The organism is Actinocorallia longicatena, assembly GCF_039534125.1.
GTDB lineage: Bacteria > Actinomycetota > Actinomycetes > Streptosporangiales > Streptosporangiaceae > Actinocorallia > Actinocorallia longicatena.
This window is the reverse complement of the sequence record NZ_BAAAUV010000052.1, coordinates 1-21,441: the sequence shown is the minus strand read 5'-3', so window position 1 is coordinate 21,441 and position 21,441 is coordinate 1. Positions and strand designations below refer to the sequence as shown.

The 21,441-nt window shown below is 71.0% G+C and carries 20 protein-coding genes, 1 pseudogene and 2 riboswitches; of the genes and pseudogenes, 14 read left to right on the top strand and 7 right to left on the bottom strand.

All coding sequences use genetic code 11. The annotated features are described in order from the left end of the window. The 7 genes and pseudogenes from ABD785_RS40160 to ABD785_RS40130 form a co-directional block, all read left to right on the top strand. A pseudogene (locus tag ABD785_RS40160) lies at window positions 1–279 on the top strand (hypothetical protein); the annotation flags it as partial. 158 nt (window positions 280–437) lie between these two features. Next, complete coding sequence (locus ABD785_RS40155; RefSeq protein WP_344839882.1) at window positions 438–1,763, top strand: M50 family metallopeptidase; 1,326 nt, start codon at window positions 438–440, stop codon at window positions 1,761–1,763. A gap of 125 nt (window positions 1,764–1,888) precedes the next feature. Continuing rightward, a complete protein-coding gene (locus tag ABD785_RS40150; protein WP_344839880.1) occupies window positions 1,889–2,608 on the top strand; it encodes a bestrophin-like domain in 720 nt (239 codons plus the stop codon). 434 nt (window positions 2,609–3,042) lie between these two features. Then, complete coding sequence (locus ABD785_RS40145) at window positions 3,043–3,237, top strand: hypothetical protein (RefSeq protein WP_344839878.1); 195 nt, start codon at window positions 3,043–3,045, stop codon at window positions 3,235–3,237. A gap of 99 nt (window positions 3,238–3,336) precedes the next feature. After that, on the top strand, window positions 3,337–4,749 hold the full coding sequence (locus ABD785_RS40140; protein WP_344839876.1) for a family 2B encapsulin nanocompartment shell protein: 1,413 nt from the start codon (window positions 3,337–3,339) through the stop codon (window positions 4,747–4,749). A gap of 37 nt (window positions 4,750–4,786) precedes the next feature. Further along, window positions 4,787–7,105 carry a terpene synthase family protein gene (locus ABD785_RS40135; RefSeq protein WP_344839873.1) on the top strand — a complete coding sequence of 773 codons (2,319 nt, stop codon included), beginning with the start codon at window positions 4,787–4,789 and terminating at the stop codon, window positions 7,103–7,105. Then, window positions 7,102–8,109: a polyprenyl synthetase family protein gene (locus ABD785_RS40130; protein ID WP_344839870.1), complete on the top strand. Its 1,008-nt coding sequence runs from the start codon at window positions 7,102–7,104 to the stop codon at window positions 8,107–8,109. Before ABD785_RS40135 ends, ABD785_RS40130 begins: the two co-directional genes overlap by 4 nt. 77 nt (window positions 8,110–8,186) lie before the next feature. On the opposite strand, the gene ABD785_RS40125 is transcribed toward ABD785_RS40130, so the two are convergent. Then, window positions 8,187–8,612: a MarR family winged helix-turn-helix transcriptional regulator gene (locus ABD785_RS40125; RefSeq protein ID WP_344839868.1), complete on the bottom strand. Its 426-nt coding sequence runs from the start codon at window positions 8,610–8,612 to the stop codon at window positions 8,187–8,189. A gap of 62 nt (window positions 8,613–8,674) precedes the next feature. Between ABD785_RS40125 and ABD785_RS40120 the strand changes: the two genes are divergently transcribed. Next, the gene (locus ABD785_RS40120) at window positions 8,675–9,730 is read left to right on the top strand and encodes a substrate-binding domain-containing protein (protein WP_344839865.1); all 1,056 of its coding nucleotides are present in this window, start codon (window positions 8,675–8,677) and stop codon (window positions 9,728–9,730) included. On the opposite strand, the gene ABD785_RS40115 is transcribed toward ABD785_RS40120, so the two are convergent. Further along, a complete protein-coding gene (locus ABD785_RS40115) occupies window positions 9,721–10,545 on the bottom strand; it encodes an HAD hydrolase-like protein (RefSeq protein ID WP_344839863.1) in 825 nt (274 codons plus the stop codon). The genes ABD785_RS40120 and ABD785_RS40115 overlap by 10 nt on opposite strands. Before the next feature lie 238 nt (window positions 10,546–10,783). Here ABD785_RS40115 and ABD785_RS40110 point away from each other — a divergent pair, with 238 nt between their 5' ends. Continuing rightward, window positions 10,784–11,284, top strand: a complete 501-nt coding sequence (locus ABD785_RS40110; RefSeq protein WP_344839860.1) for a hypothetical protein — start codon at window positions 10,784–10,786, stop codon at window positions 11,282–11,284. Here ABD785_RS40110 and ABD785_RS40105 read toward each other — a convergent pair. From ABD785_RS40105 to gcvT, 5 genes are all read right to left on the bottom strand, one after another. After that, a complete protein-coding gene (locus tag ABD785_RS40105; RefSeq protein ID WP_344839857.1) occupies window positions 11,281–12,510 on the bottom strand; it encodes a GNAT family N-acetyltransferase in 1,230 nt (409 codons plus the stop codon). The genes ABD785_RS40110 and ABD785_RS40105 overlap by 4 nt on opposite strands. A 23-nt stretch (window positions 12,511–12,533) precedes the next feature. Further along, on the bottom strand, window positions 12,534–13,913 hold the full coding sequence (locus tag ABD785_RS40100; RefSeq protein ID WP_344839854.1) for an L-serine ammonia-lyase: 1,380 nt from the start codon (window positions 13,911–13,913) through the stop codon (window positions 12,534–12,536). A gap of 61 nt (window positions 13,914–13,974) precedes the next feature. Continuing rightward, window positions 13,975–15,234, bottom strand: coding sequence for a serine hydroxymethyltransferase (locus ABD785_RS40095; RefSeq protein ID WP_344839850.1), 1,260 nt, complete (start codon window positions 15,232–15,234; stop codon window positions 13,975–13,977). Further along, a complete protein-coding gene (gcvH, locus tag ABD785_RS40090; protein WP_344839846.1) occupies window positions 15,231–15,617 on the bottom strand; it encodes a glycine cleavage system protein GcvH in 387 nt (128 codons plus the stop codon). Before gcvH ends, ABD785_RS40095 begins: the two co-directional genes overlap by 4 nt. Continuing rightward, complete coding sequence (gene gcvT, locus ABD785_RS40085; protein ID WP_344839843.1) at window positions 15,614–16,693, bottom strand: glycine cleavage system aminomethyltransferase GcvT; 1,080 nt, start codon at window positions 16,691–16,693, stop codon at window positions 15,614–15,616. The genes gcvH and gcvT overlap by 4 nt, the downstream gene beginning before the upstream one ends. Before the next feature lie 77 nt (window positions 16,694–16,770). Further along, window positions 16,771–16,874: riboswitch (glycine riboswitch) on the bottom strand. 4 nt (window positions 16,875–16,878) lie between these two features. Further along, a riboswitch (glycine riboswitch) is annotated at window positions 16,879–16,977 on the bottom strand. 175 nt (window positions 16,978–17,152) lie between these two features. Here gcvT and ABD785_RS40080 point away from each other — a divergent pair. Genes ABD785_RS40080 through ABD785_RS40060 form a run of 5 tightly spaced genes read left to right on the top strand, consistent with a single transcriptional unit; the run spans window position 17,153 to window position 21,327 of the window. Then, complete coding sequence (locus tag ABD785_RS40080) at window positions 17,153–18,760, top strand: sensor histidine kinase (protein ID WP_344839841.1); 1,608 nt, start codon at window positions 17,153–17,155, stop codon at window positions 18,758–18,760. A 27-nt stretch (window positions 18,761–18,787) separates the two neighbouring features. Further along, entirely contained in the window at window positions 18,788–19,192 is a 405-nt protein-coding gene (locus ABD785_RS40075) for a roadblock/LC7 domain-containing protein (protein ID WP_344839839.1), read from the top strand. Continuing rightward, window positions 19,189–19,536 (top strand): DUF742 domain-containing protein, encoded by a 348-nt coding sequence (locus ABD785_RS40070; RefSeq protein WP_344839836.1) that lies wholly within the window; start codon window positions 19,189–19,191, stop codon window positions 19,534–19,536. Before ABD785_RS40075 ends, ABD785_RS40070 begins: the two co-directional genes overlap by 4 nt. Further along, a complete protein-coding gene (locus ABD785_RS40065) occupies window positions 19,517–20,119 on the top strand; it encodes a GTP-binding protein (protein ID WP_344839834.1) in 603 nt (200 codons plus the stop codon). The genes ABD785_RS40070 and ABD785_RS40065 overlap by 20 nt, the downstream gene beginning before the upstream one ends. Beyond that, window positions 20,116–21,327: a cytochrome P450 gene (locus tag ABD785_RS40060; RefSeq protein ID WP_344839830.1), complete on the top strand. Its 1,212-nt coding sequence runs from the start codon at window positions 20,116–20,118 to the stop codon at window positions 21,325–21,327. The genes ABD785_RS40065 and ABD785_RS40060 overlap by 4 nt, the downstream gene beginning before the upstream one ends. The last annotated feature ends 114 nt before the right edge of the window (window positions 21,328–21,441 follow it).

The following is a 21,441-nucleotide window of genomic DNA, read 5'->3' as shown; positions in this document are numbered from 1 at the left end:
GTGGCGCTTCCCGCACCGGCGCGGCCCGCTCCCGCGGCGCCCGCGTCCGTTCCCGGCAGGATCACGGCTCCGGACCGGGCGACCGGCCCCGCCGTTCCGGCTCCCGCGGCCGCGCAGGACGAGCCGTCCGGGCTGCGGGAGCGGCGGCGGATCGGCACCTCGCGGTTCGTGCCGCTGGAGACCAGGCGCGATCCGCTCGGGTCGGTGCTGGTCGTGACGGTCGTCGCGTCGGTCGTCTCGGTGGTCAGCGGCTCACTGTTCGGCGCCCTGCGCGGTTAGCGGGGTGATCGGCCCGGCGCGGGGAACTCCCGGGGCGGGCCGATTCGTCTTCCTCGAGGGACGAAAGGCCCTGTTCCGGCTTCGGGTCGCTTACGCTGGCACCGTCCATCGGGGTCACGGGGCCGTCCGGGTAGATCAACACATTGGGGTCGTGGGGTATGCAAACGCTGATCTTGCTGGGCGGCACGCTGCTCTTCTTCGTGCTGCTCATGGCGTCGATCGCGTTCCACGAGCTGGGCCACATGCACTTCGCGAAGAAGTTCGGCGTGCGGGTCCCCCAGTACATGGTCGGGTTCGGGCCCACGATCTGGTCCAAGCGCAAGGGCGAGACCGAGTACGGCTTCAAGTGGATCCCGCTCGGCGGCTACATCCGCATGATCGGGATGCTGCCGCCGCGCAAGGCCGACCCCGACGGCATGCTGCGCTCCTCCTCGACCGGCCGGTTCCAGATGCTGATCGACTCCGCCCGCGAGGGCGCCCTGGAGGAGGTCAGGCCGGACGACGAGGACCGTGTCTTCTACAACCGCAAGTGGTGGCAGAAGCTCACGATCATGTTCGCCGGTCCGGCCGCGAACCTGCTGCTCGCCCTCGTCTTCTTCGCGATCCTGATCATGGGCTTCGGGGTCGAGAAGACCGTCCCGACCATCGCGGCCGTCAACAAGTGCACGATCTCGGCCAAGGAGCTCGTCGGCGCCGACGGCAAGGTGCGCGAGTGCACCCCCGCCGAGGAGAAGACGCGCCCCACCCCGGCCGCCCAGGCGGGCCTGCTGCCGGGGGACCGGTTCGTCCGGTTCGGCGGCGTGAAGATCAAGGACTACCGGCAGCTCCAGCTGCTGATCCGCGACTCGGCGAACAAGACCGTGCCGGTCGTCATCGAGCGGGACGGCCAGGAGCTCGCCAAGACCCTGAACGTCGGCTCCAACCAGCTCACCGACCTCAAGGACCCCGAGAAGATCGTCACCGCGGGGTTCGTCGGGATCATCCCGCTCACCGACCGGGTGCAGGGCGGTCCCGGCCAGGTCGTGCAGACCATGGGCGACATGACCACCCGGACCCTCCAGTCGTTCGTCGAGCTGCCGCAGAAGATGGTCGGCATCTGGAAGGCCGCGTTCGGCGGTCAGGAGCGCGACCCCAACGGCCCGATCGGCGTCGTCGGGGCCTCCCGGCTCGGCGGGGAGATCCTCGCCTCCCCCACCCCGACCGTCGACAAGATCACCTGGTTCCTCCAGCTGCTGGCCGGGATCAACTTCGCGGTCGGCATGTTCAACCTGATCCCGCTGCTGCCCCTCGACGGCGGCCACATGGCCGGCGCGCTGTGGGAGGGCGTCAAGCGCGGCTTCGCCCGCATCACCCGCCGCCCGGACCCCGGCTACGTCGACGTCGCCAAGCTGATGCCCCTCACCTACGCGATGAGCCTCGTCTTCCTGGTCATGGGCGCGCTCCTGGTCTACGCCGACCTCATCAACCCGATCCGCCTCACCTGAGCGCGTTACGGGCCGCGGGCCGACCATCACCGCACAGCCACGATTCGATCACAACGCGTTCAGGCGGCGACGCAGGGGGTTAGGTTAACCACGCACAGTGACACCCTCCCCCTCGGAGTCGCCCCATGTTCCATGCCCTGCGCCGCCGCGGCGGCGACGACCAAGACGGCCGCATCGACGACGAGCCGGACGGCCCCACCGCCTCCCACTCGGGTGCGATGATCTCCGCCCTCTTCCTTCTGATCTTCGCGATCGCGATCATCGTTCCGTGGACCGTCGCCGACTCGGCCCGGCAGAACACCTACGCCGAGGCGCAGTCCCTCGTCGAGGCCTACTGGGCCGCGGGCGACCTGCCGCCCGCCGAGGCCGACTCGACCCGCGCCGCGCTGAGGGACTACACCCGGTACGTCTCGGGTCCCGAGTGGCGGACGCTGCGCGACGGCGAGCTCGGCCCCGACGGCTGGAGCAAGCTCGACATGCTCCGCGGCCACCTGGGTGAGCTGACCTTCAAGGAGAAGGAGCAGAAGGACGCCCTCGACGCGGTCGAGGGCCATCTCGAAGAGGTCTTCGCCGCCCGCCGGCAGCGGGCCGTCGACGCCGAGTCGTCCCTGCCGGGCGGCGTGCTCTTCCTGACCCTGGTCACGGCGCTGCTCGTGCTCCTGCTTCCGCTCGTGTCCGGCGCCAAGCCGCGCGGCTGGGTCTGGGTCCCCTACGCCCTGCTGGCCGTGTGCCTGGCGGTGAGCGTCCAGCTCGCGTTCTCGATCAACCACACGTTCAAGGGGCCGCTCGGGGTCTCCGCGGACGCGTTCAAGACCGCGCAGCAGGAATTCGACCGCATCCCATGACCAAGCGCTGCGTCGCCCTCGCGGGGGCCGTCCTGTGCGTGCTTCTCATGGCCGGGCCCGCCGCCGCCGACCCCGGCGGCTACGCCGGGCCCCAGCCCCTGATCAAGATCTGCATCGGCCTGGACCTCTGGCTGATCGACATCAACATCGCGATCATCATCGGCCCCGGCGAGTGCGGTCCGCCGCCGCCTCCCCCGCCGCCACCTCCTCCGCCACCGCCGCCTCCCCCACCCCCGCCGAAACCGACGCCCAAGCCTCCGAAGCCGACGTACGTCCCGCCCAAGCCCCCACCGCCGCCGCCTCCACCGCCCCCCACCCCGACGCCCACGCCCGTCCCCACGCCGACGAAGACCCCCCAGCCGGAACCCACGCCCGTCGCCCTGCCGACTCCAAAAGCGACACAAACCGTAAGGCCGACATTTACCCCAACACCCGTGCGCTCGCCGAAAAAGGTGGCGAAGAAGCCTCCGAAAAAGGCCGCCCCGGTCATCGAAGAGGCCCCTCAGCGGCGCAGACAGAAGTTCCGCCCGCTCCACGAAAAGCGCAATCCCTTCGACGCCATCCTCGCGGTCGCCGTTGTGTCAACGGTGGTGTCGGCAGTTTCCGGCGCCATTTTCAAGGCGCACTGATCTGTATCCCCACAGAAAGGTGAATACCTATTGTGATCTTGTCTGCACTGTGAGTAATTTTCGCCGATAGAACCCTCTCAACAGCACAGGCGGTAGATCATGACCGAGACAGCCGATCGCACCAACGTCAACGGCTCCTCACCGACCACCAACGATCAGCTCAGCCTGGGTACGGCGGCCGCCCGCAATCTGGCCTCCACCACCAAGACCCCACCGCAGATGCAGGAGATCACCTCCCGCTGGCTGCTCAAGATGCTCCCGTGGGTCCAGGTGTCGGGCGGCGCCTACCGGGTCAACCGGCGGCTCACCTACACCGTCGGCGACGGCCGGATCGAGTTCGTCTCGACCGGCTCCCGCGTGCAGGTCATCCCGGCGGAGCTGGGCGAGCTCCCCCTTCTGCGCGGCTACACCGACGACGAGGTCCTCCGGGCCCTCGCCGACCGCTGCGTGCAGCGCGACGTGGGCTCCGGCGAGGTCATCGCCGAGGCCGGCTCCTCCGCCGAGGTGCTGCTCATCGCGCACGGCCGCATCCAGAAGATCGGGCAGTCCAAGTACGGGGAGGAGGCGCAGCTCGGGGTGCTCGCCGACGGCGACTTCGCCGGCTACGACGCCCTGCTCAGCGAGCAGACCTGGGAGTACACGCTGCGCACCCAGACCCCGTGCACGATCCTGACCCTCTCGCGCGCCGACTTCCGCGCCGTCCTGGACCAGTCGCCGAGCCTCCAGGAGCAGATCACGGACTACCTGGGGCTCCCGGTCCCGGAACAGAACAAGTACGGCGAGAAGGCGATCGCGATGGCCTCGGGCCATGACGGCGAGCCGGTCCTGCCGGGGACGTTCGTCGACTACGAGGGCTCGCCACGGGAGTACGAGCTGTCGGTCGCGCAGACCGTCCTGCGGGTGCACACCCGGGTCGCCGACCTGTTCAACGAGCCGATGAACCAGGTCGAACAGCAGCTCAGGCTGACCATCGAGGCCCTGCGCGAACGCCAGGAGCACGAGATGATCAACAACAAGGACTTCGGCCTGCTCCACAACGCCGACCTGCGCCAGCGGATCCAGACCCACTCGGGCCCGCCGACCCCCGACGACCTCGACGAGCTGCTCTCCCGCCGCCGCGGCTCCAAGTTCTTCCTCGCCCACCCGCGCGCCATCGCCGCGTTCGGCCGCGAGTGCAACAAGCGCGGCCTCTACCCGACGCCCGTCCTGGTCGGCGACCACCACATCCCCGCCTGGCGCGGTGTCCCGATCTTCCCCTGCAACAAGATCCCCGTCAGCGACCAGGCGACGTCCTCGATCCTGGTGATGCGCACCGGCGAGGACGACCAGGGCGTCGTCGGCCTGCACCAGACGGGCCTCCCCGACGAGTACCAGCCCGGCCTGTCCGTCCGGTTCATGGGCATCACCGAGCAGGCGGTGATCCAGTACCTGGTCAGCGCCTACTACTCGTGCGCGGTGCTGGTCCCGGACGCCCTGGGCGTCCTGGAGAACGTCGAGATCGCCCACTCCTAGAGGAAGAACGAGGGGGAGTCCGGTGCAGCCCTTCCAGTTGCCTGAGTTCTACCTGCCGTATCCGGCGCGCCTGAACCCGCACGTCGACGCGACCCGCGAGCACTCGCGCCAGTGGTCGTACGACATGGGCATCCTGTCGGCCCCGGGCGGCGGTCCGCCCATCTGGACCGAGGAGGAGTACGACGCGCACGACTACGCGCTGCTCAGTGCCTACACCCATCCGGACTCCCCCGGTCCCGTCCTGGACACCGTCAACGACTGGTACGTCTGGGTGTTCTACTTCGACGACCACTTCCTGGAGCTGTTCAAGCGGACCAGGGACATCGAGGGCGCCCAGGCCTACCTCGACCGGCTCGCGCTGTTCATGCCGGTCGAGGACGGGGCCGAGATCCCCGAGCCGACCAACCCGGTCGAGGCCGGGCTGAGGGACCTGTGGGAGCGCACGGTCCCCGCGATGGGGCGGGGCTGGCGCGAGCGGTTCGCCGACGCCACCCGCGCCCTGCTCGACGAGTCGCTCTGGGAGCTCGCCAACATCGACGCGGGCCGGGTCGCCAACCCGATCGAGTACATCGAGATGCGCCGCCGCGTCGGCGGAGCGCCCTGGTCGGCCGGGATCATCGAGTACGCGACGGGCAGCGAGCTGCCGGACTCGGCGGCCCGCAGCAGACCGCTGCGGGTGCTGACCGACACCTTCGCCGACGCCGTCCACCTGCGCAACGACCTGTTCTCCTACGAGCGGGAGGTCGCCGACGAGGGCGAGCTGTCGAACGCGGTGCTGGTGTTCGAGAAGTACTTCGGGCTGAGCACCCAGGCCGCCGCCGAGGCCACCAACGACCTGCTGTCGTCGCGGCTGTACCAGTTCGACAACACGGCCGTCATCGAGGTGCCGCCGCTCATGGAGCGGCTCGGCCTCGACCCCGCCGAGCGGCTGGCCGTCGCCGGGTACGTCAAGGGGCTCCAGGACTGGCAGACCGGCGGCCACGAGTGGCACATGCGCTCCAGCCGGTACATGAACAAGGGGGCGCTGCACTCCTCCCCCGGCGGGCTCGGCACCGCCGGGGCCAGGCCGCCCTCACCGGCCAACCTCGGATACGGACGCTTCAAGTCCTTCACCCATGTGCCGTTCGAGCGGGTCGGGCCGACCACGCTCCCCGACTTCCACATGCCGTACCCACTGCGGATCAACCGCCACTACGCGCAGGCCCGGCGGTGGCACGACGCCTGGGGCGCCGCCCAGGGGCTCACCTCCGAGGGACTGTGGACCGGGGACAAGCTCCACGGCTTCGACTTCACGCTCTGCGCGGCCGGGATCTCCCCCGAGTCCACCCTGGAGGAGCTGGAGCTGTCGGCCAACTGGCTGACCTGGGGCACCTACCTCGACGACTACCTGCCGAAGGTCTTCGGGCCGTCCCGGAACCTGGCCGGGGCCCGGGCCCTGGCCGACCGGCTCGGCGCGTTCATGCCGGCCGGCACCGGCGCCCCGGCGCCCGAGCCGCTCACCCCGCTGGAACGCGGCCTCGACGACCTGTGGCGGCGGACCGCGCCCGGCCTCACCGACCGGGGGCTCGCCTCCTTCCGGGCCGCCGTCACCGCGATGATGGACGCGATGGTGTGGGAACTGTCGTGCGTCGCACAGAACCGGATACCCGATCCGGTCGACTATGTCGAGATGCGCCGCTTCACCTTCGGTTCCGACATGACCATGGCGCTCGGCCGGCTGTCGTGGGGCGACTTCCTGCCCGAGGAGCTGTTCGCCTCGCGCACGATCCGGCAGATCGAGCACGCCATCAGCGACTGGGCGACCTTCCTCAACGACATCTTCAGCTACCAGAAGGAGATCGAGTTCGAGGGCGAGGTCAACAACATCGTCCTGGTGATCCAGAACTTCCTGGACGTCACCAGGACCGAGGCCGTCCGCATCGCCGACGGTCTGATGCGCTCGCGCCTCGACCAGTTCGAGCACCTCATCGCCACCGAGCTGCCCGTCCTGGCCGACCGGCTCGGCCTCGACGACCGGGCCCGCGCCGCCCTCGCCTCCTACCTCGACGAGCTGCGCGACTGGGCCGTCGCCATCCTCCACTGGCACCGCGAGACCCACCGCTACCGCGAAGAGGACCTCCGCCCCGCCCTCGCGCTGCGCCCCCGCGGGCTCGGCACCTCCGCCCTCCGCCCGCCCGGCGCCGGGCTCCCGTCCGCCGGTGTACCGGTCGCGCGTGTTCCGGCCGCGGGGGTTCCCGGGGCGGGTTCCGCAGCCGCCCGGGCGGGGGCCGCGGCCGAAGCCCGTCCGGCCGTGCTGCGGCTGCGGCCGCTCGGGCTGGGCACCTCCGCCGCCGATCTTCTGGAGAAGACGCCATGACCACCGTCCACGAGAGGGCCCGTCCCGCCGCCGAGGTGCTGGAGTGGGGGCGCGCCACCGTCGATCCCGCCATGCGGGAGGCCGTCGGGGCGCTGCCCGATCCGGTCCGCCACATCGCGGGCTACCACTTCGGCTGGTGGGACGCCACCGGGCAGCCGAGCGAGCCGACCGGCAAGGCCCTGCGCCCGACCCTGACCCTGCTGGCCTGCCAGGCCGTCGGCGGCGACGTCGAGGCCGCGGTGCCCGCCGCCGTCGCGGTGGAGCTCGTCCACGACTTCTCGCTGCTGCACGACGACGTGATGGACGGCGACAGGACCCGGCGGCACCGGCCCACCGCGTGGACGGTCTTCGGCACCGGCCCCGCGATCCTCACCGGCGACGTGCTGCTCACCCTGGCCGTCGAGCTGGTCGCGGCGGCGGGACCGCACGCGAGGATCCTCACCTCCGCCGTGCTCGACCTGCTCGGCGGGCAGAACGCCGACACCTCCTTCGAGCAGCGCGACGACGTCACGCTGTCGGAGTGCGTGGCGATGGCCGTCGGCAAGACCGGCGCGCTGCTGCGGGTGTCCTGCACGCTCGGGGCGCTGGCCGGCGGCGCCACCCCCGACCAGGTCGCCCGGCTCGGGCTGTTCGGCGAGCATCTCGGCCTGGCCTTCCAGCACGTCGACGATCTGCTGGGGATCTGGGGGGATCCGGCCGCGACCGGCAAGCCCGTCCACAGCGACCTGCTGAACCGCAAGAAGTCGCTGCCGGTCGTGGCGGCCCTGACCAGCGGCACGCCGGCGGGAGACGAGCTCGCCTCGTTCTACTTCGCGCAGCCGGAGTTCGATCCCGCCCGCGCCGCGGCCCTGGTGGAGCAGGCCGGCGGGCGCGACTGGTCGCGGGAGCGCGCCGCCCAGCTCCTCAGGCAGGCCCTCGACACCCTGAACGTCGCGGCGCCCGACACCACGGCCACCGGCGAGCTCACGGCCCTGGCCCGGATGGCCGTCGACCGCACCCACTGACGCGGGCCGTCAGGGCAGCCGGCACGTCAGGGCAGCCGGCACGTCAGGGCAGCCGGCACGTCAGGGCAGCCGGCACGTCAGGGCAGCCGGGCCGTCCGGGAGAGCAGGACGGTGAGAAGCGCGGTCTCCTCGGGGCCGAGCGCCGCCTCGAAGGCGGCCTGACCGGCGGCGACCGCCTCGGCGGCCGCGGTGTGGCGCTCCCGGCCCCGGTCGGCGAGGAAGACCAGGACCCGGCGACGGTCCTCGGCGTCGGGACGGCGGTAGACGAGGGTCGAGGCGACCATCCGGTCGACGACCTTCGTCAGCGTCGGGGCGGGGACCAGCGTGTAGTCCGCGATCTCGGACATGGCGTGGCCGGCACCGTCCGCGAGGAGGACGAGGATCCGGTACTCCTCGATCGTCAGGTCGAAGGCCTGAAGGGTCGCGGACAGCCGTCCCGCCATCCGGCGCTCCACGAGCGTCAGGAGATGCGGCAGGTCGTGGGTGATTCCGGGTACCGTCAAGGCCACACTTCCATCCTGGCCAGGAAATGTGGCGGTAGCAAGCGGGGGTTATCCTTCCGGGCATGGGCGACCAGGGGACGTACGACGTCGCGCTCGTCGTGCCCGCTCAGGGACCCACCGGGCTGTTCGGGCCGTCGTGCGAGCTCTCCGCGCGTCTCGCCGTCGAGGAGATCAACGAACGCAGCGGCGTGCTCGGGCGCGCGATGCGGCTCGTCATGGTCGACGGCGGCGCCGCTCCGCTGGAGGTCGCCCGCGAGGTCGGCGGGCTGGTGGGCACGGGCGGCGTCGACGCCGTGATCGGCTGGCACACCTCGGCGGTGCGGGAGAGCGTCGCCCCGGTGATCGTCGGACGGGTGCCGTACATCTACACGACCCTCTACGAGGGCGGTGAGGACCGTCCGTGGGTGTTCCCGATCGGGGAGACGCCGCGGCGGCAGCTCCGCCCGGCCCTGCACTGGTTCGCCGGTGAGCTCGGGGTGCGGCGCTGGACCGTCGTCGGCAACGACTACGTGTGGCCGCGGGCCTCGGCGGGGGCCGTCCGGGAGTACCTGCGCGAGCTCGGCGGGTCCGTCCTCGGCGAGCACTACGTGCCGCTCGGCACCGAGGACTACGGACGGGTGCTCGGGAAGGTCATGGCCGCCGGGTGCGAGGCCGTGATGGTGCTGCTCATGGGGCAGGACGCCGTCGCCTTCCACCGGTCGTTCGCGGCGGCGGGGCTCGACACGGAGATCCTGCGGTTCGGGCCGCTGACCGACGAGAACATGCTGCTGTCGATGGGCGCGGACGTCACGCACGGGCTGTTCGCCTCGGCGGGCTATTTCGGGACGCTCCCCACCGAGGAGAGCCTGGACTTCTCCGGCCGCTACCACGACCGGTTCGGGCCGACGGCGCCCATGCTGACCGGCCCCGGCGAGTCCTGCTACGAGGGGGTGCGGCTGCTCAGCGAGCTGCTGCGCATCGCCGGGGGCGGCGACGTCGCGCGGATGCGGGCGCTGTCGGAGGGACTGCGTTACGACGGGCCGCGCGGGCAGGTCGTCATGCGCGACCGCCACCTGTCCCAGAAGGTGTTCCTCGCGGTCGCCGACGGCCTCGAGTTCGACGTGATCCATCAGCTCTGAGCCGCGTCCCAGTCGAGCAGCAGCGCGGGCAGGTCGGCGATGGAGTCGATGACGGCCTCGGCGCACGGCAGCCCCGGCTCGTCCTGCTGGTCGCGGTAGCGTCCCGTCCGCACCTGGACGGTCCTGGCGCCGAGCGCCGCTCCCCCGGCGACGTCGGTGGTCGCGTCGTCGCCGATCACCACGCAGCGCGAGACGTCGGTGCCGGTGGAGGCGGCGGCGAGGGCGAGGAAGTCCTTGGACGGCTTGCCGACGACCTTCGCGGTCGTGTTCGCCGAGTACTCCAGAGCCGCGACGATCCCGCCGGTGCCGAGGTGCTCGCCGTTGCTGCGCACGAAGTACCGGCCGCGCTGGAGCGCGACCAGTTCGGCTCCGCCGCGCACCGCCCGGAAGGCGTGGTCGAGGAGGGCGTAGTCGAGGGTGTCGCGGCAGTCCCCGACGACCACATGGGTGACGGGTCCTTTCCCGGTGAACCTTTCGAAGGCCGTCCGGACCGTGCTCGACACCATCAGCAGCGCCCGGACGTCCCGCTGCTCCTCCAGGTAGCGCTGGGCGGCGAGGACCGGGGTGAACAGCTCCCACGGCGCGACCTCGAGACCCATCGCGGCGAGGTCGGCCCGGATGACGCCCGGTGGCAGGGAGTCCCTGTTGGTGAGGAAGCGCAGGGCGATCCCGGCCTGGCGCAGGAAGCCGAGCGCGTAGCCCGCTCCGGGGACGAGCCGCCCGTTGGCGTAGACCGTCCCGTCGAGGTCGACGAGGGCGGCGTCCACCGAACGGACGTCGACGAGGCGGGACGCGACGGCGCTGACCGGAGCCATGGGGGTTTCTCCTCGGATCGCCGAAAACTTTCTCCAGAAAGTATTTCGCGCTGAAGCATCTGGCGAGATCCGGGAGTTAAGTTCCCGTTACAAGGACCTCACCGGGCGAATGCACCCCATGAACCGCCGCAAATCCCTATTCTCGGGTGCCATGCATCCCCAAGGACCCAACCAAGGCTGGGGAGCCCCATATCCCCCTCAGCTCCCCCCGCCCCCGCCCCGCCGTTCCAGCGGCGGGATGGTCGTCGTCATCATCGCCTTCGCCGTGCTGTTCGTGGTGGGCCTGGGCGCGGCCGGTTTCCTCATCCTGCGCTCGGACGACCCCGCCCCGCGACAGATCACCCTGCCCTCGGCCTCCCCGCTGACCGTCGACGGCGGCGGCGCCACCGAGGAGACGGGCACGATCGCGGGCGCCTGGCGCGGCACCTACACCTGCCCCCAGGGCGACACCGGCCTGCGGCTGACCATCGTCGCGGTCAACGCGACCGGCGACCTCACCGCGACGTTCGCCTTCTTCCCCGTGGCGAGCAACCCCGGCGTCCCGTCGGGCTCGTTCGCGATGCGCGGCACCCTGCGCGACGGCACGCTCAACCTCATCGGCGACCACTGGATCAGCCGCCCGTCGAACTACGAGATGGTCAGCCTCCAGGCCTCCGTCACCGACCCCGCGGGCTCGGTGTTCAGCGGCACGATCGACTCGACGTCCTGCCGCTCCTTCTCGGTTCGGCGCGTCTCCTAGAAGATGTCGGGGCACCAGGGGCGGCGGGCGGCGCGGAAGAGCGGGTCGGCGAGGGCCGCGGCGCCCGGGGTCTCCTCGGTGAGGCGGCCCAGGGCGGCCAGCCGGACGGCCGACTCGTCGCCCAGGTAGAGCGGGCCGAAGGCGCTGACGTCGAACGCCAGGTCGGCGGAGCGGGTGGTCGGTGTGCAGGTCGCGCCGTCGGGCGTGGCCTCCAAGAGGAAACGGCCGCCCGCGAGGCCCGCCCGGTCGTGCAGGTCGAGGACCAGGCTCGCCGAGGTCGCGTAGGAGCGGGCCTCCAGAAGCCGCGGGACGTCCAGGGGGCGCAGCCAGACGGAGTCGCCGTGGCTCACGACGCGGGCCGCCCTCGGATCGCCCAGCAGCAGCGGGAGAAGGTCGTCCGAGGGACGCCCTCCGGTCTCGATCCTGGTGATCCAGTCGATGGAGCACAGGTAGTGCCACAGGGCCCGCTCGGCGGACGGCGTCGCGGCGATCAGTTCCTGGACGGTGGCGGTGCAGTCGGGCTGGAAGCCGTCCCACTTGCCATCGGAGGTGTAGCTGACCAGGCCCTCCACCTCGCCCGCAGCCGAGCGGCAGACCGCGTGGTAGGGCTCCTTCCACGGCTTCGACGACGGGAGGACGAGATCACCGGTGTGCATCCGCCACCATCGGTCGTCCCGGGAGACGACCCCGGCGAGCCGGGAGCGCAGCCGGTCGTGGACGGCCGGGCCGACCTTGCGGACCTCGGCGCCGTCGACCAGGTCCACCCGGCCGTCGAACTCCAGGACGGGCGCGGTCCTGGCCCTGCCGACCTCGACCCTGAACTCCGTCAGCCAGGTGGCCGGACCGAATCCGTAGCGGCTGTAGATCAGGTGCTCGGCGGCGACCAGCGAGGCCATCGGGTCACCCCTGTCCTTGGCGGCGCGCAGGTCGAGGTCCATCATCCGGGTCAGGAGGCCGCGCCTGCGGTGGGTCGGCAGGACGGTCACGGCCGTGATCGCGTCCGAGGTGACCGGGGCTCCGCCGACGGCCGTCACCTCGTGGGTGAAGCTCCGGAAGGTCGCCACGCAGCGGCCGTCGTCGAAGGCCCCCAGGGTCCTGTCCAGGTCGTAGTACGGCCGCAGCAGGTCGGCCTCTTCGGCCTCCACGTCGGGTGAGGCGTGGAAACCGGTCGCGACCGTCCTCAGCCATCCCTGGAGCTCGTCACCGGCGATGCTTCTGATCTCCATGCCCATCACCCCAAACTACGTGATCAGCATTCGATGACGTTCACGGCCAGGCCGCCCCGGGACGTCTCCTTGTACTTGTCCAGCATGTCCCGGCCGGTGTCGCGCATGGTCTTGATCGCCCGGTCGAGGGAGACGAAGTGCTCGCCGTCGCCCCGCATGGCCAGCCGGGCGGCGCTGATGGCCTTGATCGAGGCGACCGCGTTCCGCTCGATGCAGGGGACCTGGACGAGCCCGCCGACCGGGTCGCAGGTCAGCCCGAGGTTGTGCTCGATGCCGATCTCGGCGGCGTTCTCGACCTGGCCGGGAGTGCCGCCCAGGACCTCGGTCAGGCCGGCGGCGGCCATGGAGCAGGCCGAACCGACCTCTCCCTGGCAGCCGACCTCGGCTCCGGAGATCGAGGCGTTCTGCTTGAACAGCACGCCGATCGCGGCGGCCGTCAGCAGGAAGCGGTGGACCCACTGGGGGTGCTGCGGCTTCACGAACCGGTCCACGTAGTGCATGACGGCCGGGATGATCCCCGCCGCCCCGTTGGTCGGGGCCGTGACGATCCGCCCGCCGGCGGCGTTCTCCTCGTTGACGGCCAGCGCGTACAGCGTGACCCAGTCCATCGCCTGGAGCGGGTCGGTCGGGGTCTCCACCATGAGCTGGCGGTGCAGCGCGTGGGAGCGGCGCCGGACCTTCAGCCCGCCGGGCAGCAGCCCCTCCTCCTCACATCCCCGGGCGACGCACTCGCGCATGACGGCCCAGAGGTGGTCGAGGCCCTCGCGGATCTCCTGCTCGGTGCGGCCGAAGGCCTTCTCGTTCTCCAGCATCAGCCGGGGGATGCTCAGGCCGGTGAGGCGGGTCAGCTCCAGCAGCTCGGCGCCGTCGTTGAACGGATGGGGCAGGACGGTCGCGTCGGCCTTGATCCGGTCGGCGCCGGTGGCGTTCTCGTCCACGACGAAGCCGCCGCCGACCGAGTAGTAGACCCTGGTCCTGAGCTCGGTGCCGGCGGCGTCGAAGGCGGTGAAGCGCATGCCGTTGGGGTGGCCGGGGAGGCTGATCTTCCGTTCGAAGACCAGATGCTCGCCGATCACGAACGGGATCACAGGCCCCTCGGAGCCGAACAGGCGGAGCTTGCCGGAGTCCTTGAGCGCGGCCATCCGCCCGGGAACCCCGGAGACGTCGACGTTCTCCGGCTTGGAGCCCTCGAGCCCCAGCACGACGGCCTTGTCGGAGCCGTGGCCCTTGCCCGTCAGGCCGAGCGAGCCGTACAGCACGCACTCGACCCGGGCGACCGAGGCCAGGAGGCCGTCGGTGCGCAGGCCGCGGGCGAAGCGGTGGGCGGCGGCCATCGGGCCGCCGGTGTGCGAGCTGGAGGGGCCGATGCCCACCTTGAAAAGATCGAATACAGAGATCGCCATTGATCCCCCAAAAAAGAAGGAAGGCCCCGCACAGGAGGGTGTGCGGGGCCGTGGAAAGCCCTTACAGGCCCGGGTAGAGCGGGTGCTTGCGCGCCAGCGCGGTCACGCGGCCCTTCAGCGAGGCGGCGTCGAACTCCGGCTGGAGCGCGAGCGCCAGGATGTCGGCGACCTCTGCGAAGTCCTCGGCACCGAAGCCGCGGGTGGCCAGGGCCGGGGTGCCGATGCGCAGGCCGGAGGTCACCATCGGGGGGCGCGGGTCGTTGGGGACCGCGTTCCGGTTGACGGTGATGCCGACCTCGTGGAGGCGGTCCTCGGCGTCGCGGCCGGTGAGCTCCGAGTCGACCAGGTCGACCAGGACCAGGTGGACGTCGGTACCGCCGGTCAGGACCTTGACGCCCGCCTTGGCGGAGTCCTCGGCGAGCAGCCGCTCGGCGATGATCCGGGCGCCCTCCAGGGTCCGCTTCTGGCGGTCCTTGAACTCCTCGGAGGCTGCGACCTTGAGCGCGACGGCCTTGGCGGCGATCACGTGCTCCAGCGGGCCGCCCTGGAGGCCGGGGAAGACGGCAGAGTTGATCTTCTTGCCGAATTCCTCCTTCGCCAGGATCAGGCCGCCGCGCGGACCGCCGAGGGTCTTGTGCGTCGTGGTCGTGACGATGTCGGCATAGGGCACGGGCGAGGGGTGGAGCCCCGCCGCGACCAGGCCGGCGAAGTGCGCCATGTCGACGAACAGCAGCGCGCCGACCTCGTCGGCGATCTCGCGGAACCGCGCGAAGTCGAGCTGCCGCGGGTAGGCGGACCAGCCCGCGACGATCATCTTCGGCCGGTGCTCGCGCGCCAGCTTCGCGACCTCTTCCATGTCGACCCGGCCGTCGGCGGGGCTGACGTGGTAAGGGACCACGTTCAGGGTCTTGCCCGAGTAGTTCAGGCGCATCCCGTGGGTCAGGTGGCCGCCGTGGGCGAGGTCGAGGCCGAGGATCGTGTCGCCGTGCTCCAGGAGCGCGAAGTACACGGCCGTGTTGGCCTGGGCGCCGGAGTGCGGCTGGACGTTGGCGCTCTCGGCGCCGAACAGGCTCTTGGCCCGGTCGATCGCGAGCTGCTCGGTGACGTCGACGTGCTCGCAGCCGCCGTAGTAGCGGCGTCCGGGGTAGCCCTCGGCGTACTTGTTGGTCAGCACGGAGCCCTGGGCCTCAAGGACCGCGACCGGGGCGAAGTTCTCCGACGCGATCATCTCGAGGGTGTCCTGCTGGCGCGCCAGCTCGGCCCGCACGGCGGCGTGGACCTCGGGGTCGAGGCTCTCCAGCGAGTCGAAAAGGGTCGTCATGCTTCCTCGATGATCTTGGAGTAGGCCTCGGCGTCGAGCAGCTCGGGGTTGTCGTCGCCGAGGCGCACCCGGAACAGCCAGCCCTCGCCGTAAGGGTCGGAGTTGATGATCGACGGGTCGTCGACGACGGCCTGGTTGACCGCGGTGACCTCGCCGGACAGCGGCGCGTACAGGTCGCTGACGGACTTGGTGGACTCGGCCTCGCCGCACGCGTCCCCGGCGGTGACGGTCGCACCCTCCTCGGGCAGCGAGACGTACACGATGTCGCCGAGGGCGTCGGCGGCGTAGTCGGTGATCCCGATGGTCACGATGCCATCCTCACCTTCCAGGCCGGACACCCATTCGTGCTCCTCGGTGTAGCGGAGCTGCTCCGGAACGCTCACTTTTCTCTCCTGTAGAAGGGCAGGTCGACGGCGTCGACCGGCTCGTGCTTTCCGCGGATGTCGACGGCGACCGGGGTCGCGTCGGCCGTCACGTACGCCATGGCGATGGGCTTGCCCAGGGTCGGGGACGGCGCCCCGCTCGTCACGGTGCCGATGATCTCACCGTCGGCACCGATGACCTGGTAACCCTCACGGGGAACCCTACGGCCCCGCGCCACCAGACCCACGAGTTTCTTCTTCTGCGGCTCGTCGGCGACGGCGGCCAGGGCGTCACGCCCGACGAAGTCCTTCTCCAGCTTCACCACCCGGCCGAGGCCCGCGTCGTAGGGGGTGAGCTCGCTGGTCAGCTCGTGCCCGTACAGCGGCATGCCCGCCTCGAGGCGGAGCGTGTCGCGGGCGGAGAGGCCGCAGGGCACCACGGCGTCGCCGCCGGCCTCGGCGAGGGCCTTCCACAGCGGGACGGCGTCCTCGTTGGCCACGAACAGCTCGAAGCCGTCCTCGCCGGTGTAACCCGTCCGGCCGATGAACGCCGCGACGCCCGCCACGGTGCCGCTGAGCAGGGCGTAGTACTTGAGGTCCTTGATCGGGGCGTCGGTCAGGCCCAGCAGGATCCCCTCGGCCTTCGGACCCTGGATCGCGATCAGCGCGTAGTTGTCGGACTGGTCGTCGACGGTGCCGTCGAACTTCGCGGCGCGGGCCTTCAGGGCCCCCGCCACGGCGTCCTTGTTGGCGGCGTTGGCGACGACCATGAAGGCGTGGTCGCTGAGCCGGTAGACGATCAGGTCGTCCAGGACGCCGCCCCGGGTGTCGACGATCATGGTGTAACGGGCCTTGCCGGGCACCAGGGCCGACGGCAGGCCCACCAGGGAGTAGTCCAGGATCTCGGCGGCCTGGCGGCCGGTCACGAAGATCTCTCCCATGTGGGAGATGTCGAAGAGCCCGGCGCTGGAGCGGACCGCGAGGTGCTCGGCGGTCTCCGACCCGTAGCGCAGGGGCATGAGGTACCCGGCGAAGTCGACGAGGTTGCCGCCGAGCTCCTTGTGCAGCTCGTACAGCGGCGTGGTCTTCGATGACACGGGCGTGGCTCCTTGGTCGGCGGCGTATACCGTGCGGACTCAATCGTCCCACCGCATACGCGCAGGCTGGGCCTCCCCCTCTGTCATGGGTGCCTGAGAGCTTCACCCGCCGGTAAAGAAAGGGCGGGCTTTCACCTTCGGCGGGAGGCCCCGCCGTCACGGGGTCTCCTCTTTCCAGAGGCCGCCTCCTCCGCGCGGTCCCTTGTGCCTGAGAGGTTCCGGGGAGGAATTGCTCCTTCGGCGTCCCGGACCTGGGGATCCGGGCACTCTCCCGCGTGGGATCAGTGGCGTCGCCTCACTCTATAGAACGACCGGCGGGACCCGCCACCCGTGCCCCCGGCACCAGGGATGTAACGGAACTAACGAAGAGTTGGTCGGAAATCGACCTTTGGGGTGGCCGAATGCGGGAGGGTATGAGGGCTACACATCCGTCTTCAGCCCCCGATGAGGACTCGAGAGATGTCACACGCTTCCCCGGCGGTCCGCTCCCAGCGGCCCGACCGACCCCCCGTCGAGAAGGCGCTCCTCGCCTGGCTGGTGTCCGTGCTGGCCGTCGGCGGGGTCTGGCTGTGGGCCGCCATGAGCGTTCCGCACGACACCCGCAAGGTGATCATGTGGGGCGGCGGCGGCGTCGCCCTGGCCTTCTGCGCCGCCAGCGCCATGGCCGCCTACTTCGCGGCCAGGGCCGTCAGCTCCCGGCGCGGGCTGGCCGCGCTGCGGGCCGATCTCGCCGTGGTGACCTCGGAGCTGGTCCTCACCGCCGAGGAGACCATGCCCGCGCTGACCCGCAGGGTCAGGGACGGCGCCACCTTCGAGAACGTCCTCATGGGGACGGTCCCGCCGACCAATCTGGCCCTCCAGCGGGTGGTCCAGGTCACGGCGATGGAGCTGGTGGCCGCCGAGCAGCGGACCGCGGCCGGGCTCGCCGCCGCGACCGTCCAGTCGCAGGAGGCCAAGGTCCTGGTCGAGAAGACCCTTCCGGAGCTGGTCCAGCGGGTCCGTGAGGACCGCGCCTCGCTGGAGACCGCGCTGGACGGGCTGCCCGACCTCACCGACCCGGCCCTCCAGACGCTGCTCCTGAACGTCGCCGGCGAGATCGCCGAGGGCGAGCGGCGGGGCACGGCCGCCATGTCCGCCTGCGCGAACGCCGCCGCCCGCGTCCAGGCGCAGTCGACCAGCCTGCTGGCCGAGCTCCGCGAGCTCCAGCACCGCTACGGCGACGAGAAGGTCTTCGGCGACCTGCTCGACCTCGACCACCGCATCTCCCAGATGGGACGCCTCGCCGACAGCATCGCGCTGCTCAGCGGCGGCCGGTCGGGACGCCGCTGGACCAAGCCGATCGTCATGGAGAGCGTCCTGCGCGGCGCCATGGGCCGCATCGACGCCTACCGGCGGATCCGGCTGCACTCCACCACCGAGTCGGCGGTCGTCGGCTACGCGGCCGAGGGCGTCATGCACGCGCTCGCCGAGCTGATGGACAACGCCGCGACCTTCTCCGCGCACGGCAGCGAGGTCCACGTCTACGTGGAGGAGGAGGACGCGGGCGTCATCGTCACCATCGAGGACGGCGGCCTCGGCATGCGCAAGCGCGAGCGGCAGCGGGCCGAGACGCTCGTGACCGAGCCCATCGACCTGAAGACCCTGGCCGGCACCCGCCTGGGCCTGGCGGTCGTCGGCAAGCTCGCCGACAAGTACGGCCTGGCCATCAGCTTCCGGCCGTCCTCGCGCGGCGGCACCGGCGTCGTCATGATGATCCCCCGCCAGCTCGTCACCCGGCCGCGGCCCCAGCTCCCGCAGCCCGCCCTGGCCGCCCCGCCGGCGGCCCGCCAGCAGGCCGTCGAGCCGACCGGCGAGACCACGACGGGCCTGCCCGTGCGGCCGCGCGGCGCGACCCTCGCCGCCGCCGAGCACCCCGCCACCGCCGCTCCCGAGGAGCGGAACGCCCAGGAGGACCCGCTCACCGCGGTTCCCACCGCGCCCCGTGACACGGGCGCACGGTTCGCCGCCTTCCGGCAGGCGGGCAAGGACTCCCCCGTCCAGCAGGACGCCCCCGCCGAAAACGACTAAGGACCGTCTCTTTCGATGAATACCGAAATGACCACGGAACAGACGCTGGAGTCGCTGCTGGAGGCCCTGCGCCACCGGACGCCTGGCATCCGCCACCTCCTGGTGCTGTCGAAGGACGGCCTCAAGATGAGCTTCACCTCGGGGCTCACCGTCGACCAGGCCGACCATCTGTCGGCGATCTCGGCGGGCGTGCAGAGCCTGTCGCTCAGCGCCTCGGCCGAGTTCGGCGACGCCATCGGCTCCGGCCAGGCCATGGTCGAGTTCCGCGGCGGGCTGCTGCTGATCGTCCCGGCGGGCGAGGGGGCGCACCTCGCCGTGATCGCCGAGGAGGACGCCGACGTCGGCGTGGTCGCTCACAACATGAACGGCCTGGTCGAGCAGGTCGGCGGATTCCTGACGGCCGCGCCGCGCCGGACCGAACCCGCCACATGATCCGCCGCGAGGTCGACCGGGAGGATCCCGACCGGCTCTACACGGTGACCAAGGGCCGGGCCGACACCTCCAGCATCGGCCTGGACGTCGTCACGCTGGTGATCGCCGAACGTGAGCCCGCCCGCGGCATGCAGTCCGAGCACGCGGAGATCCTGCGGCTGGCCCGGGAGCCGATCTCCGTGGTCGAGCTCTCCGCCGAGCTGCACCTGCCCGTGAGCGTGATCAAGATCCTGCTCGGCGACCTCCTCGACACCGGCGGGGTCACCGTCCGGCGCCGTACCCTCCCGCCTCTCCCCGACATGGAAATCCTGAAGCAGGTGCTCATTGGACTCGAGAACCTCTGAGGCGGCCGTCCGCACCCCGTTGCGCGGAACGGCCACCGACGCGTTGAAGATCGTCGTTGTGGGCGGTTTCGGCGTGGGAAAGACGACGCTGGTCGGTGCGGTCAGCGAGATCCGGCCGCTGAGCACCGAAGAGATCATGACTCAGGCCGGTGCGAAGGTCGACGACATCGGGAAGGTCCGGAGCAAGAGCACCACCACGGTCGCCTTCGACTTCGGCCGGATCACGATCAACGCCGAGACCGTCCTGTACCTGTTCGGGGCTCCGGGCCAGGAGCGCTTCTGGTTCCTGTGGGACCAGCTGTTCGCCGGCAGCCTCGGCGCGGTCGTCATGGTCGACACCCGGCGCCTGGAGGACTCCTGGTACGCCATCGACCGGCTGGAGCACCACGGGATGCCGTTCGTGGTGGCCGTCAACCGGTTCGACGGCATGCGTCAGCCCGGCCTCGAGCAGGTCAGAGAGGCTCTCAACCTGCCCGGCGACATTCCGATGGTCGACTGCGACGCCCGCCTCCGGGCGTCCGGAAAGCTCGTTCTCATCACGTTGGTCCGCCACCTGACCCGCCTCTCGGAGACTCCGAAATGATGCAGCCAGAAGAACCCTTGCGCCTGTACGGCGAGCGGATCGCCGACGACCCGGCCGGACTGTACGAGGAGATCCGCATGGCGGGCCCCGTCACCCGGATCCTGCTCGACGACGACGTCCCCGCCTGGTTCGTGGTCGGCTACCGCGAGGTCCACCACATCACGAGCAACCCTCAGCTGTTCGCGCGGGACTCGCGGCGCTGGAACGCCTGGGACCAGGTCCCCGAGACCTGGCCGCTCATGCCCTACGTCGGCTGGAGCCCGTCGGTGATGTTCGCCGAGGGCGGCGAGCACCAGCGCCGGGCGGGCGCGATCGGCGACGCCCTGGACGTCCTGGACCGCACCGAGCTGACCTCGATCTGCGAGCGGGCCGCCGACCGGCTCATCGACTCCTTCGCCGGGGACGGCGTGGCCGACCTGGTCGCCCAGTTCGCCACCCAGGTGCCGCTCCAGGTCATCGCCAAGATCTACGGCCTGCCGGAGGCCGACATCCCGATCCTGGTCCAGGACATCGCCGAGTCGCTGGACGCCGACGAGAAGGCCGCCGCGGCGCACGGCCGGATCTTCGCCCGGATGCAGCAGCTCGTCCAGGACAAGCACGTCAGGCCCGGCCCGGACGTGCCCTCGCGCCTGATCGCCCACTCCGCGGGGCTGACCGACGAGGAGATCGTCATCGACCTGCTGGTGGTGATGGCCGCCGCGCAGGCGCCCACCGGCAACTGGATCGGCAACACCCTGCGGCTGATGCTGGTCGACGACGAGTTCTCGGTGACCCTCCAGGGCGGCCGAAGCAGCGTCGCCCAGGCGCTCAACGAGGTGCTGTGGAAGGACACCCCGACCCAGAACTTCATCGGGCGCTGGGCCGTCCACGACTGCGAGCTGGGCGGGCGGCGGATCCGCAAGGGCGACCTGCTGGTGCTGGGCCTGGCGGCGGCCAACGCCGACCCGCAGGTCAGGCCGTCCTACGGGGAGTCGGGCACCAACCGGGCGCACATGTCGTTCGGGCACGGCGAGCACGGCTGCCCCTTCCCCGCCCCCGAGCTGGCCGAGGTGATCGCCAAGACGGCGATCGAGGTCCTGCTCGACCGCCTTCCGGACGTCGAGCTGGCGGTGGACGGGAAGGAGCTGCAGTGGCGGCCGTCCCTGTGGATGCGCGGCCTGTTCTCCCTGCCGGTCTCCTTCACGCCCACCGCGAGCATCAGCCGTTAGAAGCCAGGCGTCGAGAAGAGCTAGGGGCTGTTTCAAAGTCGGCGCCCGTGGCGAGCGGCGTCCAGGTGCGTGCCTCGCGGGGGCGGAGGAGGGAGTCGACCTGGTTGGGTCGGC

Bases quoted from the DNA above. Each gene is read 5' to 3' on its own strand.
- ABD785_RS40150 (WP_344839880.1), top strand. From the start codon at position 1,889: ATGTTCCATGCCCTGCGCCGCCGCGGCGGCGACGACCAAGACGGCCGC.
- ABD785_RS40130 (WP_344839870.1), top strand. From the start codon at position 7,102: ATGACCACCGTCCACGAGAGGGCCCGTCCCGCCGCCGAGGTGCTGGAG.
- ABD785_RS40080 (WP_344839841.1), top strand. From the start codon at position 17,153: ATGTCACACGCTTCCCCGGCGGTCCGCTCCCAGCGGCCCGACCGACCC.
- ABD785_RS40070 (WP_344839836.1), top strand. From the start codon at position 19,189: ATGATCCGCCGCGAGGTCGACCGGGAGGATCCCGACCGGCTCTACACG.
- ABD785_RS40105 (WP_344839857.1), bottom strand. From the start codon at position 12,510: ATGGAGATCAGAAGCATCGCCGGTGACGAGCTCCAGGGATGGCTGAGG.
- ABD785_RS40100 (WP_344839854.1), bottom strand. From the start codon at position 13,913: ATGGCGATCTCTGTATTCGATCTTTTCAAGGTGGGCATCGGCCCCTCC.
- ABD785_RS40155 (WP_344839882.1), top strand. From the start codon at position 438: ATGCAAACGCTGATCTTGCTGGGCGGCACGCTGCTCTTCTTCGTGCTG.
- ABD785_RS40075 (WP_344839839.1), top strand. From the start codon at position 18,788: ATGACCACGGAACAGACGCTGGAGTCGCTGCTGGAGGCCCTGCGCCAC.
- ABD785_RS40120 (WP_344839865.1), top strand. From the start codon at position 8,675: ATGGGCGACCAGGGGACGTACGACGTCGCGCTCGTCGTGCCCGCTCAG.
- ABD785_RS40095 (WP_344839850.1), bottom strand. From the start codon at position 15,234: ATGACGACCCTTTTCGACTCGCTGGAGAGCCTCGACCCCGAGGTCCAC.
- ABD785_RS40060 (WP_344839830.1), top strand. From the start codon at position 20,116: ATGATGCAGCCAGAAGAACCCTTGCGCCTGTACGGCGAGCGGATCGCC.
- ABD785_RS40110 (WP_344839860.1), top strand. From the start codon at position 10,784: ATGGTCGTCGTCATCATCGCCTTCGCCGTGCTGTTCGTGGTGGGCCTG.
- ABD785_RS40140 (WP_344839876.1), top strand. From the start codon at position 3,337: ATGACCGAGACAGCCGATCGCACCAACGTCAACGGCTCCTCACCGACC.
- ABD785_RS40115 (WP_344839863.1), bottom strand. From the start codon at position 10,545: ATGGCTCCGGTCAGCGCCGTCGCGTCCCGCCTCGTCGACGTCCGTTCG.